Origin of the sequence: Microbacterium sp. 2RAF4, from assembly GCF_052115285.1 — a bacterium.
Classification (GTDB): domain Bacteria; phylum Actinomycetota; class Actinomycetes; order Actinomycetales; family Microbacteriaceae; genus Microbacterium; species Microbacterium oxydans.
The window spans coordinates 1-15,630 of sequence record NZ_JBFRGI010000005.1 but is presented as its reverse complement, the minus strand read 5'-3'; the positions used below and the strand labels follow the sequence as shown (position 1 = coordinate 15,630).

Annotated in this window: 13 protein-coding genes and 1 rRNA gene; 6 read left to right on the top strand and 8 right to left on the bottom strand. The window is 69.4% G+C overall.

Features of this window, described 5'->3' with window-relative positions:
* Positions 1 to 61: 61 nt before the first annotated feature.
* The 3 genes from AB4070_RS17000 to AB4070_RS16990 form a co-directional block, all read right to left on the bottom strand.
* Complete coding sequence (locus AB4070_RS17000; protein WP_441981138.1) at positions 62 to 1,486, bottom strand: MFS transporter; 1,425 nt, start codon at positions 1,484 to 1,486, stop codon at positions 62 to 64.
* A gap of 109 nt (positions 1,487 to 1,595) precedes the next feature.
* Positions 1,596 to 2,162 carry a TetR/AcrR family transcriptional regulator gene (locus AB4070_RS16995; protein WP_441981137.1) on the bottom strand — a complete coding sequence of 189 codons (567 nt, stop codon included), beginning with the start codon at positions 2,160 to 2,162 and terminating at the stop codon, positions 1,596 to 1,598.
* A 60-nt stretch (positions 2,163 to 2,222) separates the two neighbouring features.
* Positions 2,223 to 2,528 (bottom strand): ArsR/SmtB family transcription factor, encoded by a 306-nt coding sequence (locus AB4070_RS16990; protein WP_045262331.1) that lies wholly within the window; start codon positions 2,526 to 2,528, stop codon positions 2,223 to 2,225.
* 82 nt (positions 2,529 to 2,610) lie between these two features.
* Between AB4070_RS16990 and AB4070_RS16985 the strand changes: the two genes are divergently transcribed.
* Positions 2,611 to 3,831 carry an MFS transporter gene (locus AB4070_RS16985; RefSeq protein WP_441981136.1) on the top strand — a complete coding sequence of 407 codons (1,221 nt, stop codon included), beginning with the start codon at positions 2,611 to 2,613 and terminating at the stop codon, positions 3,829 to 3,831.
* 14 nt (positions 3,832 to 3,845) lie between these two features.
* Here AB4070_RS16985 and AB4070_RS16980 read toward each other — a convergent pair whose 3' ends face one another.
* Positions 3,846 to 4,850, bottom strand: a complete 1,005-nt coding sequence (locus AB4070_RS16980; RefSeq protein ID WP_441981135.1) for a LacI family DNA-binding transcriptional regulator — start codon at positions 4,848 to 4,850, stop codon at positions 3,846 to 3,848.
* Positions 4,851 to 5,031: 181 nt separating this feature from the next.
* On the opposite strand from AB4070_RS16980, the gene AB4070_RS16975 reads away from it, so the two are divergent.
* Genes AB4070_RS16975 through AB4070_RS16960 form a run of 4 tightly spaced genes read left to right on the top strand, consistent with a single transcriptional unit; the run spans position 5,032 to position 10,080 of the window.
* Positions 5,032 to 6,282: a sugar ABC transporter substrate-binding protein gene (locus AB4070_RS16975; RefSeq protein ID WP_441981134.1), complete on the top strand. Its 1,251-nt coding sequence runs from the start codon at positions 5,032 to 5,034 to the stop codon at positions 6,280 to 6,282.
* A gap of 2 nt (positions 6,283 to 6,284) precedes the next feature.
* Complete coding sequence (locus AB4070_RS16970) at positions 6,285 to 7,379, top strand: carbohydrate ABC transporter permease (RefSeq protein WP_441981133.1); 1,095 nt, start codon at positions 6,285 to 6,287, stop codon at positions 7,377 to 7,379.
* Positions 7,376 to 8,218, top strand: coding sequence for a carbohydrate ABC transporter permease (locus AB4070_RS16965; protein ID WP_113680247.1), 843 nt, complete (start codon positions 7,376 to 7,378; stop codon positions 8,216 to 8,218). The genes AB4070_RS16970 and AB4070_RS16965 overlap by 4 nt, the downstream gene beginning before the upstream one ends.
* On the top strand, positions 8,215 to 10,080 hold the full coding sequence (locus AB4070_RS16960; protein ID WP_441981132.1) for a glycogen debranching N-terminal domain-containing protein: 1,866 nt from the start codon (positions 8,215 to 8,217) through the stop codon (positions 10,078 to 10,080). Before AB4070_RS16965 ends, AB4070_RS16960 begins: the two co-directional genes overlap by 4 nt.
* Positions 10,081 to 10,123: 43 nt before the next feature.
* On the opposite strand, the gene hutI is transcribed toward AB4070_RS16960, so the two are convergent.
* Genes hutI through hutH form a run of 3 tightly spaced genes read right to left on the bottom strand, consistent with a single transcriptional unit; the run spans position 10,124 to position 14,531 of the window.
* Positions 10,124 to 11,287: an imidazolonepropionase gene (hutI, locus tag AB4070_RS16955; RefSeq protein WP_441981131.1), complete on the bottom strand. Its 1,164-nt coding sequence runs from the start codon at positions 11,285 to 11,287 to the stop codon at positions 10,124 to 10,126.
* Between the two features lie 12 nt (positions 11,288 to 11,299).
* The gene (hutU, locus tag AB4070_RS16950; protein WP_441981130.1) at positions 11,300 to 12,997 is read right to left on the bottom strand and encodes a urocanate hydratase; all 1,698 of its coding nucleotides are present in this window, start codon (positions 12,995 to 12,997) and stop codon (positions 11,300 to 11,302) included.
* Positions 12,990 to 14,531 (bottom strand): histidine ammonia-lyase, encoded by a 1,542-nt coding sequence (gene hutH, locus AB4070_RS16945; RefSeq protein WP_441981129.1) that lies wholly within the window; start codon positions 14,529 to 14,531, stop codon positions 12,990 to 12,992. Before hutH ends, hutU begins: the two co-directional genes overlap by 8 nt.
* A gap of 52 nt (positions 14,532 to 14,583) precedes the next feature.
* Here hutH and AB4070_RS16940 point away from each other — a divergent pair, with 52 nt between their 5' ends.
* Positions 14,584 to 15,357: an IclR family transcriptional regulator gene (locus AB4070_RS16940; RefSeq protein ID WP_441981128.1), complete on the top strand. Its 774-nt coding sequence runs from the start codon at positions 14,584 to 14,586 to the stop codon at positions 15,355 to 15,357.
* Between the two features lie 132 nt (positions 15,358 to 15,489).
* On the opposite strand, the gene rrf is transcribed toward AB4070_RS16940, so the two are convergent.
* A 5S ribosomal RNA gene (gene rrf, locus AB4070_RS16935) occupies positions 15,490 to 15,606 on the bottom strand.
* Positions 15,607 to 15,630: the final 24 nt, after the last annotated feature.

Sequence of the window (15,630 nt, the reverse complement as noted above, 5' to 3'; positions counted from 1 at the left end):
CCGACGGAATCGACGAGCCCCTGAGGTGCACGGACGAACCCCAGGGACCCGCCCGCCGGGCTCAGTCGCGCGGCCAGACCGCGACGATCCCCGCTCCGATGACGGCGAGCACCGCCGCACCGAGGAAGAGCCAGGAGAATCCACCGGTGAGGGCGATCGCTGCGGGGGCTCCCTCCGCGGAGAGCGCCGCGGTGCGCAGTCCGGCCACGGTCCCGAGAACGGCGAGTCCGACCGCGCCACCGATCTGCTGACTCGTGTTGATCAGGCCCCCGGCGAGACCGGATTCGCCGCCGTCGACGCCGTCCACCGCAAGCTGGGTCGTCGCCACGACCGCCCCGCCGAGACCGACTCCGACCAGGATCGTCGGCCCGAGCAGCTGCGCGAGGAACGTGGCATCGGACGGCGCAGCTGCCAGCCAGGTGAGCCCTCCGGCCAGGACGAGCAGAGCACCGATCAGGACCGGTCGGGTGCCGACGCGCGCGATGAGGGCGGGCGCACCGCCCGCGACGAGCACGAGCACGCCGGCGAGCGGCAGCTGCGACAGGCCAGCGGTGAGCGCGTCGTAATGGAGCACGGCCTGCATGTAGACGGAGAGGGCGAAGAACAGCGCCACCATCGCCGCCCCGCCGAGCAGCATCACGATGTTCCCGAGTGCCAGGTTGCGGTTGCGGAAGACCGCGAGCGGCACCAGGGGCTCTGCAGCGCGCCGCTCGATCAGGACGAACGCGACACCCAGCGCGAGCGCCGCTGCGAACAGGACCATCGGCAGCGGATGCACGAATCCGAGCTGTTCGACAGCACTGAGGGCTCCTACCAGAGCCACCAGAGCCGCCGTGACAGTGACGGCACCGGCCGCATCCAGACGCCCAGGGGTGCGGGCGCCGTCGCGGGTGATGAGCAGCGGGATCGCGATCAGCACGAGCGCGCCCACGGGAACGTTCACGAAGAACACCGACTGCCAGCCGAGGGTTGCCGTGAGCACACCGCCGAGCAGGACTCCGGCCGCCGACCCGATCCCGGCGACAGCCCCCCATACGCCGAGAGCCTTCGTGCGCTCCCTGTCGTCAGGGAAGAGATGGGTGAGCAGTGCCAGCGCCGCGGGGGCGAGGAGCGCGGCCGAAGCGCCCTGGAGAGCCCTCGCGCCGAGAAGCATCTCGCTCGACACGGAGAACCCGGCGAGCGCGGAGGCCGCGACGAAGCCGCCCGTGCCGATCAGGAACACGCGGCGGTGTCCATAACGGTCGGCGAGACGCCCTCCGAGGAGGAGAAGCCCGCCGAAGGCCAGCACATAGGCGGTGATCACCCAGGCGAGGGCGGCCGTGCTCATGCCGAGCTGGGCGCCGAGCACGGGGAGCGCGATGTTCACGATCGAGGCGTCGAGCACGACGAGGAACTGTGCGAGGGCGAGCACGCTGAGGGCGAGCCAACGCCTCGAGCTGCGTGGTGCGGCGGTGGCTCCTGTCGTGGTGGCGATGGGAGAGGTCATGGGATGCTCCTGGTTCTTGTTCGGTGGGTGTGTTCGGTTCGGTGGAGACATGAGTGACTACTCACTCACTCTTGCGGGCACGCGAATGCGCCCCCTCCGAGGATCGACGTCAGTCGGGGTGGGTGATCCCCTTCGTGAGCAGAGCGACCCAATCCCCCGGGCGCCCGTCGAGCTGGGTGGTGACGATCAGGTGGCAGAGCTGCCCGTACGCGATGAACCGCTGCACGTCGTCATCCTCGGCGCGAGAGCGCTGCCGGGCGAAGACGGTGATGCGCTCCAGCCCCGCGCGAAGCGCCTCACCGATGGCCGGGATCTCCGCCACCGACTGCGCATGCACCTGCAGCATGAGCAGCTTCCGGTCGGAGATGAGGTGCGCGTAGGCATCCCCCATCGCATCGAGCACACCCTCGGGTGAGGTATCGTCCGCCGCGTCCGCGCCTTCTTCGAGGGCGGCGAGGATCGCGTCGAAGCAGGCTTCGAGGGCGACGACGAACAGCGCCTCCTTGCCGGCATAGAGCTTGAAGACGTAGGCCGGTGAGATCTTGGCCTCGCGGGCGACGTCGGCGACGGTCGTGCCGTGATACCCGCCTCGGGCGAAGGCCGCCAGTGCCGCCGCGGCGACGACGGGCTTGCGGGCGTCTGCCGTGGAGAGGATCGAACTGCGCGTCGTGGACATATGAGTGACTGTACACTCACTCTCTCGGGTCGGCAAGAGTTCTTCTGGTGCGAGGCGGAGTCAGTCGCGCAGCACCGAGTCCAGCAGTCCGGGGAACAGGGCATCGAGGTCGTCGCGTCGCAGCGTGAGCATCCGCCGGCGCCCGTTCGGCTCGTTGCGGATGACGCCCGCTTCGCGCAGCACCTTCATGAAGTGCGATTTGGTCGACTTCGGGAGGTTGGGGTCGGTGGCGTGGCAGGCCGCCATGTCGAGCGGTCCGTCCGCGAGCTGGCGCGTGATGGCGAGGCGCTCGGGGTCGCTGAGTGCGAAGAGCACGTCGGTGAGCTGGATCTCGGAGCGCTCCGGGTGAGGAAGGTCGCCAGGCATGGTTCGATAATAGTTGAACAATTGGCGAAACGCGCGTACGCTCCGATAGTTCGATGATTCTCGAACCAAACGAGGAGACGCCATGACCACCACTGAGCCGATCGTCGCCGTCCCCCTGCCGACGACCATCCCGCAGACGCGCACCCGCTTCGGTTTCGTGCTGGCGATCATCGCGCAGATCCTGATGATGGTCGGTGCGAGCGCGCCGTCGCCGTTCTATCCGGTGCTGGCTCAGCAGATCGGCTTCGCTCCCGTCGTGATCAGTGCCGTGTTCGCGGTCTACGCGGTGGCGCTGCTGCTCACTCTCCTCACCGCCGGTTCCCTGTCGGACCATGTCGGACGCCGACCCGTCGCGATCGCGGGGTTCTTACTGCTCGCCGGAAGCATGTTCCTGTTCTGGCACGCGGATGCCGTGGCGACACTGTTCCTCGCGCGCATCCTGCAGGGCGTCGCGAGCGGGCTGCTCATCTCGGCCCTCTCGGCCACGGTGCTCGACTTCGCACCCGGCGGCCGCGCGGGGACCGCCGCCCTGTGGAACGCGCTCAGCCCCGGGATCGGTCTCGCGCTCGGAGCACTCGCCTCCGGAGTGATGCTCGATGTCAGCGGTGAGGCGCTGCTCGATGTGTTCGCGCCGCTGAGCTCGGCGTACATCGCGCTCGCGGCACTGTTCTTCCTCGTTCCGGAGACCGCACCGCGCAAGCCCGGCGTCTGGGCATCGCTGAGCTTCCGGCTGTCGATCCCGACCGCGATCAGAGCCGACTTCTGGCGCGGCGCCCCGGCGGTCATCGCCGGGTGGGCCACGGGTGGACTGTTCCTGTCGCTCGGAGCCAACATCGTCCGAGGCGAGCTCGGGGGCGAGGCGCACATCTGGCAGGGGCTCGGTGTGGTGCTGCTCGCCGGCGTCGGAGCCCTGACCGCGTTCACGCTCCGGAAGCTCGCAGCACGGTCGATGGTGCTGTTCGGCACCTCGGCCCTGGCGACCGGAACCCTGTTGTCTCTCATAGCCCTCGGACTCGGCTCGCTGCCGTTCTATCTCGTCGCCGCCGCCGCGACCGGCATGGGGTTCGGCACCGCGTTCTCGGGAGTCGTCGCCTCGCTGGCCCCGCGGATCCCGGCGACCCAGCGCGCCGACACCTTCGCCGTGATCTACCTGCTGGCGTATCTGGCCTTCGGCGTACCGGCTGTCATCGCGGGTGCACTGGTCGGAGTCGTCGGCTTGGAAGCGGTGTGCGTGGGCTACGGGATCGTCGTCATCGCACTGGCAGGGATCGCATTCACGCTGCGTATGCGCCGCGCGGCATAGAAGCGGGTGGCGCGTCAGCGCACGACGAGTTCCGGCGTGATCAGCGCGTGCGCAGAGCCGGCCTGAAGGGTTCGCGGGGCGACGATCTCCCCCGTCGGGCCCATGAGGAGTTCGAGGACGGCCGTCGCCACATCCTCGGGCCGTTGCTCGACGCTCGAGAAGCCCAGCGCTTCGGCCGTCGGGGTGTTGTCGAAGCCGATCACGGGAAGCGAGAGTCCGGCAGCGGCGACGGCCAGCAGCGCACCGACCGCGAGTGAGTCGCTGGCGCAGACGAGAGCGTCGGGCACATGTCCCGCGGCGAGCGCCGCGTCGACACAGGCACGCCCGAGGGGAACGCCCTCCTCCGCCGTGAGCCGTTCGCCCTGCGCTCCGGCCGCAGCCATGGCCTCACGCCAGCCGCGCTCACGATCGTCGCCCGTGCCCGATCCCGTCGGCCATCCGAGGAAGGCCACCCTTCGGCCGTGCGTCAGTGCATGCTCGGTCGCAGCCCGCGTTCCCGCGGCACCGTCGACGTCGACCCAGAGATGGCGCGGATCGGCGATGTCGTCTTCGCCCCACGGCCGGCCGAACGAGATGAAGGGCAGCCCGTCCTGGTCGAGGCTGCGTACACGCGGATCGTCGCGCGAGGTGCCGGTGATGATCGCGGCGTCGATCTCCGACCCCTCCCACAGCTCCGACAGCCGCTGAATCTCCTCTTCCCGCGTGCGTGCGGCGTAGACGAGCATGCGCATGCCGCGCTCGCTCGCCCGCTCGGTGACCGCGTGCACGAACCGGTCGAGCACGACACCCGAGATACCACCGAGATACGGATCGAGGCGGATCCCGATGGTCGAGCTGCGCCGTAGCCGCAGTCGTCGGGCGGCCGCATGGCGGCGGTAGCCGAGGTCGTGGATCGCCGCGAGGACGCGCTCCCTGGTCGCCGGGCGGACGATCTCCGGAGTGTTGAGCACGTTCGAGACCGTCTGCCGCGAGACGCCAGCGCGCTGGGCGACGTCTTCGACGGTCGGCGCCTTCGCCATCGCACCTCCTCGTCCACGTTCGGGTCCGGTCCGGGTTGACACCTCCCGCGACTCCCGCTTAGCCTATTCCACGCAGAGTTTGATCGTTCAAATTTCTGCCACGGAGCCTGGACGGTCCTCCCGAGATCGTCGTCCGCACCACTTCATCGAACCCGCAGTGACTCATCAAAGGAGAGAGACCATGACACGGCACACCACTCGCGCAGTCCTCGGCACCGGGGCGGTGCTGCTCACGAGCGCACTCGTGCTCACCGGCTGCGGCTCCGGTTTCGCCGGAGACGACACCAAGGCCGACGGCGAGGGGCTCACCTCGTCCGACGACGCGCTCACGGTGCTGATCGGCTCGTCCGGAGACGCCGAGACCGCCGCCGTGCAGTCGGCCGTCGACGCCTGGTCGGCGGAGTCCGGCACGAAGGTGAAGCTGCAGACCGCGAGCAACCTCGACCAGGAGCTGTCGCAGGGCTTCGCCGCCGGCGACCCCGCCGACCTGTTCTACCTCTCCACCGACCAGGCCTCCGGCTACGCCGCCAACGGATCGCTCGAGGCCTACGGCGACCAGCTCTCCAACAAGGACGACTTCTACCCGTCGCTCGTCGAGAACTTCACGGTCGACGGCACGTTCTACTGCGCGCCCAAGGACTTCTCGACGCTGTCTCTCATCATCAACACGCAGATGTGGACCGACGCCGGCCTCACCGACGCCGATCTCCCGAAGACCTGGGATGACCTCTCCGAGGTGGCGCAGAAACTCACCACCGCCGACCACGTGGGCCTGGCCTTCGGCGCCGAGTACCAGCGCGTCGGCGTGTTCATGGCCCAGGCCGGTGGCGGTCTCGTCGACGACGGCACGGCCATCGCCGACGACCCCGCCAACGTCGAGGCGCTCGACTACGTGAAGTCGCACCTGGTCGACGGCACCTTCGCCTACGCCAAGGACGTCGGGGCCGGCTGGGGCGGCGAGGCCCTGGGCAAGCAGTCCGCCGCGATGGTCATCGAGGGCAACTGGATCACCGGAGCGCTGTCGAACGACTACAGCAGCCTGGAGTACACGGTCGCCGAGCTCCCCGAGGGCGCGGGCGGCAAGGGCACGCTGCAGTTCACGAACTGCTGGGGCATGGCCGCCGACAGCCCGAACCAGCAGGCTGCGCTCGACCTGGTCGAGTACCTCACGAGCGCCGACAGCCAGCTGGCGTTCTCGAAGGCGTTCGGCCCGATGCCGTCGATCAAGTCGGCCGCCGACGAGTGGACCGCCGCGAACCCCGAGCTCGCACCGTTCCTCGCCGGCGCGGAGTACGCGCAGTTCCCGCCGAACCAGGCCGGCACCGCCGACGTGATCGCCGACTTCAACTCGCAGCTCGAGTCGCTCAAGACGGCCGACCCGAAGACGATCCTCGACTCCGTGCAGTCGAACCTCGAAGCGGTCGTCGAGTAACCATGGCGGTCAAGGCAGCGTCTCGCCGCGGTGGGGCCTCCGGGCTCCGCCGCGGCGAGGCGGCAGCCGGATGGCTGTTCACGGCGCCGGTGATCGTGATCCTCGGCGTCTTCCTCCTCATCCCGGTGCTCATGGCCCTCTGGGTGAGCGTCTCCGACTGGGGCGGCCGCGGCAGCCCCCTCTCCGGATCGGTCTCGTTCGTCGGCGCCGACAACTTCTCGGCCGTCCTCACCGACGGCGGTCTCGCGACCAAGGACTTCGGCACCTCCCTGCGCAACAACGCCTGGTATGTACTGCTCGTGGTCCCGCTGCAGACCGCGCTCGCCCTCTTCCTCGCGATCCTCGTCAACCGCGCCATGCTCCGCGGTCGCGGGTTCTTCCGCACCGCCTACTACTTCCCCTCCGTGACCAGCACCGTCGCGATCACGGTGCTGTGGATGTTCCTCTTCACCTCCAGCGGCGCCGTCAACGACGTGCTCTCCTGGTTCGGCATCAACGGCCCCAACTGGTTCAACGATCCGCGCGGCATCCTCCACCTGGCACTCGGCACGGTCGGCGTCGATGCCGGTCCCGCGGCGCTCACGCAGGGCGGCACACTCGGAGTGTCGTGGTGGGAGTGGCTCGCCGGTCCGTCCGTCGCGATGAGCGCGTACATCCTGATGGCCATCTTCACGACCTCCGGCACCTTCATGCTCATCTTCCTCGCCGGCCTGCAGAACCTCGGTGCCGACGTCGACGAGGCCGCCATGATGGACGGCGCGAACGGGTGGCAGCGCTTCTGGCGCATCACGCTCCCCCAGTTGCGCCCGACCCTGTTCACCGTGCTCACCCTCGGCCTCATCGGCTGTTGGCAGGTGTTCGACCAGATCTACACGGGCACGCGGGGAGCACCGAGCAAGACCACGCTCACCCCCGCCTACCTCTCGTACCAGACCGCGTTCCAGAACCAGGAGTGGGGGCAGGGTGCGGCGATCGCGTTCATCCTGTTCGTCATCATCGTGATCTTCACGCTCCTGCAGCGCTGGGTGCTGCGCGACCGGCCGGTGTCGAAGCGTCGTATCCGCGCCTACCAGTCGTCGAAGGGAGCATCGTCATGAGACGGCTCTCGTCGAAGCAGCTGACCTGGCAGATCGCGCTCTACGCGCTGTTGATCATCCTCGCGATCATCTACATCTATCCGTTCCTGATCCAGGTCGCGACGAGCTTCAAGACCGATGAAGATGCCGCGTCCAGCGGCATCACGCTCATCCCCGACGTCTGGACGTTCGCGGCGTACGAGCGCCTGTTCCGCAACTCCGACTTCCCGTCGTGGTTCGTGAACAGCGCGATCGTGACGATCTTCGTCACCGCGGGTCGGGTGTTCTTCAACTCGCTCGCCGGGTACGCGCTCGCCCGACTGCGCTTCCGCGGACGCGGTGTCGTCTTCGCGGCACTCGTGGCCGTGATGTCGGTGCCCACCGTGGTGCTGCTCATCCCCAAGTTCCTCGTGATCAACCAGCTCGGCATCTTCAACTCCTATGCCGGGATGATCCTGCCGCTGCTCGTCGACGCGGCAGGAGTGTTCATCATGAAGAACTTCTTCGAGTCGATCCCCGAGTCGGTCGAGGAGCAGGCGCGCATCGACGGCGCCGGCACGTTCCGACTGTTCTGGTCGGTGGTGCTGCCGATGGCGACGCCCGCACTCGTGACGATCGTGATCCTGTCGTTCCAGGGCTCCTGGAACGAGCTCAGCCACTTCATCGTGTCGACCAACGACCCTGCGCTGACCACCCTGACCAAGGGCGTCGCATCCCTCGCCAGCGGCGGACTCAGCCAGGGCACCCAGTATCCGCTCAAGCTGGCGGCCGCGCTCATCATGACGATCCCCGTCGCCGTGATGTTCTTCGTCTTCCAGCGCCGCATCATGAACTCCACAGAAGGAGCCGTCAAGGAATGACCCCCACCCCGCCCCTCCAGCCGCTGCTGGACGACGCCATGATCATGCTCGAGGCGCCGACCCAGGCCTGGTCCGACGACATCGGCCGCATGGGTACCGCACCGATCCACGGGATCTACCACGGCGACGTCCGGCACATCCGGAGCATCGAGATCGCGGTCGACGGCACCGCGCTCGAGTCCATCGGGTGCGTGTCGGCAGTACCGCAGCAGACGGTGCTGACCGACCTGCTGCGCGGGCTCGACGACGAATCGGCCGACCCGAAGGTGCGGATGGACCGTGATCGCCGGGTTGCCGCCGGTGCGTTCTCGGAGCGGATCACGGTCACCTCGCACCTCGACACCCCGGTCGCCGCAGCGGTGACCGTGCGCGTGGTCCCGGACTTCGCGCCGATGCAGGAGGTCAAGGCGGGGCTGGGTACCGATGCGACGTGGAGCTGGGACGGATCCGTCTGCCGTGCGGGCGAGGCGTCGTTCACGCTCACCGCTCCCGAAGCCGCCGTGGCGCAGGACGGAGACGCCCTCGTGTTGCGATGGGAGGCGGTCGTGCCGCCGCGCGGATCCGTCGCCCTCGGCTGGACGGTCGACCTCGACGACCCGACGCTCGTCGTCACCGCCGCCCGACCGTCGCAGGCGCCTCAGCCCGCCGTCCCCGCGGACTCGCGCGCTGCCCGCTGGATGGCGCAGGCGACCGCCGATCTCTCGGCACTCCGCCTCGCTCTGCCCGACCATCCGAACGATGGGTTCTACGCCGCAGGAGCCCCCTGGTTCTTCACGCTCTTCGGACGGGACTCGCTCTGGGCGGCCCGGCTCGCCCTCGCCGTCGATCCCGACATGGCGGCCTCGACGCTGCGCGTGCTGGCTCGACTCCAGGGCGCTGAGCACGACCCATCGACGGCGGAGGCTCCGGGCAAGATCGCGCACGAGCTGCGCAGCGGCACCCTGTCGTTGCCGAACGAGGGCGTGCACCTGCCGCCGCTCTACTACGGCACCGTCGACGCGACTCCGCTCTGGATCTGCCTGCTCGCCGACGCCAGCGCGGAGGGGATGCCCGAGCGCGACGTGCGGGCGCTGCTCCCCGCCCTTCGTGCCGCGTTGACCTGGATGACGGTGCACGGCGACGCCTCGGGCAGCGGCTTCATCGACTACGCGGACGAGTCGGGCCACGGGCTCGCGAACCAGGGCTGGAAGGACTCCGGCGACTCGATCCAGTGGCGAGACGGACGCCTGGCCGAGGGCCCGATCGCGCTCAGCGAGGTTCAGGGCTATGCCTACGAGGCTGCTGTGCGCGGCGCGGATCTGCTCGACACGTTCGGCGAACCCGGTGCGGAGGAGCTGCGGGCGTGGGCTGCCGATCTGCGCGAACGCTTCCGGGCTGCGTACTGGATCACCACGCCAGAGGGCCGCTACCCCGCGATCGCCCTCGACGCCCACGGTGCCCCGGTCGACACCCTCACCAGCAACATCGGACACCTGATCGGCACCGGCATCCTCGACCCCGAGGAGGAGCGGGCCTGCGCCGCACTGCTGACCGCGCCGAGCATGTCGAGCGGCTACGGCATCCGCACCATGTCGACCGGAGCGGCGGGCTACTGGCCACTCAGCTATCACGGCGGCAGCGTGTGGGCGCATGACACCGCGATCGCCGTGCACGGCATGATGCGTGCCGGGCTCGACTCCGAAGCGCGAGTGGTCGCCGAGCAGCTGCTCGACCTGGCGGAGGGCTTCGGCTACCGCGTGCCCGAGCTGCATGCGGGCGACGCGCGGGTACCCGGCGGCGCGCCCCTTCCCTACCCCGCTGCCTGCCGCCCGCAGGCGTGGTCGGCCGCCGCCGCGGTCGTCGTGACGCAAGCCCTGGGCTGACCCGGACGGATCGTACGGGTGATCGAGCGAGTGCCTTCAGGCCTCAGCCGATCGCTCGTCCGTTCTTCCAGACGGTGTCGACGAGGGGAACGCCCGGGCGGTAGGCGAGGTGGATGCGGGTCGACGCCTTCAGCAGCACCAGGTCGGCTCTGGCGCCGGGTGCGATCACGCCGATGTCGTCGCGGCGCAGCGCCCTCGCCCCGCCAGCCGTCGCCGCCCATACCGCTTCGGCCGGGGTCATCCCCATGTCGCGCACGGCCACGGCGAGGCAGAACGGCATCGACGAGGTGAAGCTCGACCCCGGGTTCGTGTCGCAGGCCAGCGCCACGGTCACTCCCGCGTCGATCAGACGTCGGGCGTTCGGATACGGCTGTCGCGTGGAGAACTCGACCCCCGGCAGCAGGGTGAGCACGGTGTCGGAGCCGGCGAGCGCATCGATGTCGGCATCCGTCAGATAGGTGCCGTGGTCGATCGAGGCCGCACCGAGCTCGACGGCCAGCCGCACACCCTCGCCCGGACCGAGCTGACTCGCGTGCACGCGGGGGGCGAGGCCGCGGGCGAGGCCGGCTTCCAGCACCCGCCGCGACTGCGCGACCGTGAAGGCGCCCGTCTCGCAGAAGACGTCGATCCACTTCGAGTGCGGGGCACACGCATCGAGCATGGGCCCGGTCACCAGATCGACATATGCGTCCGGCCGGTCGGCATACTCCGCGGGCACGACATGTGCGCCGAGGAAGGTCACCTCGGGGGTGACCTCTGCCGCGAGGCGCACGAGTCGCTCCTCGTCGACGACGCTCAGCCCGTAGCCGCTCTTGATCTCGACGGTTGTCGTGCCCTGCGCGAGCATCTCGTCGAGGAAGCCGCGGAGGCGCGTGCGCAGCTCGGCATCGGTCGCGGCACGGGTGGCGGCGACGGTCGAGCGGATGCCGCCGGCCGCGTACTTCTGCCCCGCCATGCGCGCCTCGAACTCGGCGGCGCGGTCGCCCCCGAAGACGAGGTGGCTGTGACTGTCGACGAACCCGGGGATCATCGCGCGTCCGGTGGCGTCCACGACCTCGTCGGCGGCCGGAGCGTCCGCGGCGGGGCCGACCCAGGCGATCCGCTCGCCCTCGATCAGCACCGCTGCGTCGGCCAGGGTCCCGGTGCGGTCATCAGCCGTCGCGACGTTCGTCGTCAGTTCCGCGATGTTCGTGATGAGCGTGGACATGTCCTCACCCTCTCAGAGCATCGGCACGTTCAGGCCGCGCTCACGGGCGACCTCGCGCGCGTGCTCGTAGCCGGCGTCGACGTGGCGCATCACCCCGGTGCCGGGGTCGTTCGTCAGCACGCGCTCCAGCTTCTGCGCGGCGAGGTCAGAACCGTCGGCGACCGTCACCTGACCGGCGTGGATCGAGCGGCCGATGCCGACGCCGCCGCCGTGGTGCAGCGACACCCAGGAGGCGCCGGATGCCGTGTTGAGCAGGGCGTTCAGCAGGGGCCAGTCGGCGATGGCGTCGGAACCGTCCTTCATCGCCTCGGTCTCGCGGTAGGGCGATGCCACTGAGCCGGAGTCGAGGTGATCGCGACCGATCACGATAGGAGCCGAGAGCTCACCCGAGGCGACCATCTCGTTGAACTTGAGTCCGGCGAGGTGGCGCTCCTTGTAGCCGAGCCAGCAGATGCGGGCGGGCAGCCCTTCGAAGTGCACCTTCTCCCCAGCCTTTTCGAGCCAGCGGTGCAGGGCCGCGTCTTCGGGGAAGAGCTCGGCGATCGCCCGGTCGGTCTTGTAGATGTCTTCCGGGTCTCCCGACAGCGCAGCCCAGCGGAACGGCCCTCGTCCCTCTTCGAACTGCGGGCGGATGTAGGCCGGCACGAATCCGGGGAACTCGAATGCCCTGTCGAATCCGCCCAGCTGCGCTTCGGCGCGGATCGAGTTGCCGTAGTCGAACACCGCGGCGCCCGCATCCTGGAACGCGACCATCGCCTCGACGTGCGCTGCCATCGATGCGCGGGAGCGGCGAGTGAAGTCCTCCGGGTCGCGCTCGGCCTCGGCCTTCCACTCCGCCACCGTGGTGCCGAGCGGGAGGTAGGCGAGCGGGTCGTGGGCGCTGGTCTGGTCGGTCACGATGTCGATCGGCACGCCGCGACGCAGCAGCTCGGGGAACACCTCGGCCGCGTTGCCGACCACGCCGACCGAGAGGGCCTCCCCGGCGTCCTTGGCGGCAACCACGCGCGCGACGGCCGCGTCGAGATCGGTCGTGTACTCGTCGAGGTAGCCGTGCTCCACGCGGCGGGTGAGACGCGACTCGTCGACGTCGACGATCAGCACCACCCCGTCGTTCATGGTCACGGCGAGCGGCTGAGCGCCGCCCATTCCCCCGGCACCACCGGTGAGGGTCAGCGTGCCACGGAGCGAGTCGCGACCGAGCGAGCGGGCGACGGCGGCGAACGTTTCGTACGTGCCCTGCAGGATGCCCTGGGTTCCGATGTAGATCCACGATCCGGCGGTCATCTGGCCGTACATGATGAGCCCGAGCTCTTCGAGCTTGCGGAACTCGGGCCACGTGGCCCAGTCCCCGACCAGGTTCGAGTTGGCGATGAGCACGCGCGGGGCCCACTCGTGCGTGCGGAACACGCCGACTGGCTTGCCCGACTGCACGAGCAGCGTCTCGTCCGGTTCGAGCTCGTCGAGGGTGCGCACGATCGCGTCGTACGCCTCCCAACTGCGGGCGGCCTTGCCCGTGCCGCCGTAGACGACCAGGTCTTCTGGGTGCTCGGCGACCTCGGGGTCGAGGTTGTTCATCAGCATGCGCTTGGCGGCTTCGGCGCCCCAGCTCTTCGCGGTGCGCTGGTTGCCGCGGGCAGCGCGGACGACGCGGGGTCCGGAGGTGGCGGTCGTGTCGGATGCGGTGGCCTCTGATGCGACGTTCTCAACCATGAGTGTGCTCCTTTGCGATGCGGGCGACGTCGCCCGACTGGACGAGGGCGGTGACGGCTTCCATGTCCGGGGAGAGGAAGCGGTCGGGGCCTGGACCGGCGGCGACGGTGCGGACCAGGTCGCGCACGGCGCCGGTCGCGGGTCCCGCCTGCAACGGTGCTCGCAGGTCGAGCGCGCGGGCGCCGGTGAGGATCTCGATGGCGAGCACCCGTCCGAGCCCGTCGATGGCGCGGCGCAGCTTGCGGGCAGCGGCCCATCCCATCGAGACGTGGTCCTCCTGCATGGCGGACGAGGGGATCGAGTCGACCGAGGCGGGGACCGCGAGACGCTTGAGCTCGGAGACGATGCCGGCTGCCGCGTACTGCGCGATCATGAGGCCGGAGTCGACGCCCACCTCGTCCGCGAGGAAGGGCGGGAGTCCGTGGCTGCGGGCGGGGTCCAGTGCGCGGTCGGTACGGCGCTCGGAGACCGAGGCGACGTCGGCGACAGAGATGGCGAGGAAGTCGAGAACTGCGGCGACCGGAGCACCGTGGAAGTTGCCGTTCGACTCGATGCGACCGTCGAGCGTGATGACGGGGTTGTCGATCACGCTGGCGAGCTCGCGTCCGGCGATCAGCGTCGCGTGGGCGAGGGTGTCGCGGGCGGCGCCGTGCACCTGGGGAGAGCAGCGCAGCGAGTAGGCGTCCTGCACGCGGCCGTCGTCCGGTCCCTTGTGGCTCGCGACCATGGGGGAGTCGCCGAGGAAGGCGCGGAGGTTGGCCGCGGACTCGGCCTGGCCCGTCTGTGCGCGGAGGGCCATCAGGTCGGCGGCGAACACGGCGTCGGTGCCGAGCTGCGACTCGACCGACATGGCCGCAGCCATGTCGGCGGTGAGCAGGAGCGTCTCCAGGTCGTGCAGGGCGAGCACCAGCATGCCGAGCATGCCGTCTGTGCCGTTGATGAGGGCGAGCCCCTCCTTCTCGACGAGGGTCAGCGGCTCGATGCCCGCGGCGGCCAGAGCCTCGGCAGCGGGGACCAGTGCGCCGGATGCGTCACGCACGTCGCCTTCGCCCATCGCGGCCAGGGCGATGTGCGCGAGAGGGGCGAGGTCACCCGAACAGCCGAGCGATCCGTACTCGCGCACGACGGGGGTGATGCCCTCGTTGAGCAGGGCGGCGTAGGTCTCGACCACGACCGGGCGTACGCCGGTGCGTCCGGAGGCAAGGGTCTGCAGGCGGAGCAGCTGGAGTCCGCGGACGACCTCGCGCTCGACCTCGGCACCGGTGCCCGCGGCGTGCGAGCGGATCAGACTGGCCTGCAACTGCAGGCGGCGGTCGGGGGCGATGAAGGTGGTCGCCAGCGCGCCGAATCCGGTCGAGACGCCATAGTGCGGGTTCGGGTCGGCGGCGAGGCCGTCGATCACACGGCGGGTCTCGGCGACGCGGGCGAGAGCTTCGGTGTCGAGCTGCACGGGGGCATCGTGACGGACGACGGCGACGACATCGGCGGGCGACAGCGGGGCCGCTCCGACCAGCACGGGGGCGAGTTCGGTCATGCTTCGATTCCACACCCGACGTGTCGTGCAGGACACCCGTTCATGGGATGCTGTGTCTGTGATCCCAGACAAGGCCGAGACGTCGCAGGTTCCGGCCGCAGAGAACACGCTCCGCATACTCAGCTACTTGGCTGCACGGCCCGCTCCGGTCGCGGCGTCTGCGATCGCGCGCGAACTCGAGCTGCCGCGATCGACGGTGTACCACTTGCTCACCACGCTCGCCGCGCACGGGTTCGTTCTGCATCTGCGCGAGGAGCGACGGTGGGGACTGGGCACTTCCGCCTTCGAGCTCGCCGGCGGATACACACGCCAGCAGCCGTTGGCGCGAAGAGGCCGCCCTCTGGTGGCTGCGCTGTCCGACCGCCTGGGTGAGAGCGCGCATCTGGCGGTGATGAGCGGCGGGGATGTGCTGTACGTCGTCGAAGAACGTGCGCCGCGCCGGCCTGCATTGGTGACGGACGTGGGGGTGCGACTTCCCGCCCACCTCACCGCGTCGGGTCGGGCCATACTCGCGGCACTCCCCCGCGGGCAGGTCCGGGCTCTCTATCCTGACGTGTCCGCGTTCCCCGACCGCACCGGGTTGGGTCCGCAGACGCCACGGGAGCTGCGGGAGCTCCTGCGGGACGTGCGCGCGCGGGGATATGCGACGGAGAACAGCGAGATCGCCGAGGGGCTGCGCAGCGTGGGAGCAGCGGTGCTCGACGCTGCCGGCTGGCCCGTTGCGGCAGTCGCGGTGACCTGGGGTCGCGAAGATCTGGACGAGGACGAGATCGCTGACGCGGTGCGGGAGTGCGCGACGATGCTCGAGGCGCGCTTGAAGCGGTGAGGGTGGCGTCGAGAGGTGCGTTAACGCAGAAGAGCCACCCCACGAGGGATGGCTCTTCTTGTGTACGCAACGCTGTTGCGGCGTAACGCAAGAAAGCCACCCAGCATTGGGTGGCTTTCCTGTTTAAAAGGAGTCCGGCGGTGTCCTACTCTCCCACAGGGTCCCCCCTGCAGTACCATCGGCGCTGTGAGGCTTAGCTTCCGGGTTCGGAATGTAACCGGGCGTTTCCCTCACGCTATGGCCGCCGAAACACTATTGATGTTTCAATCAAAC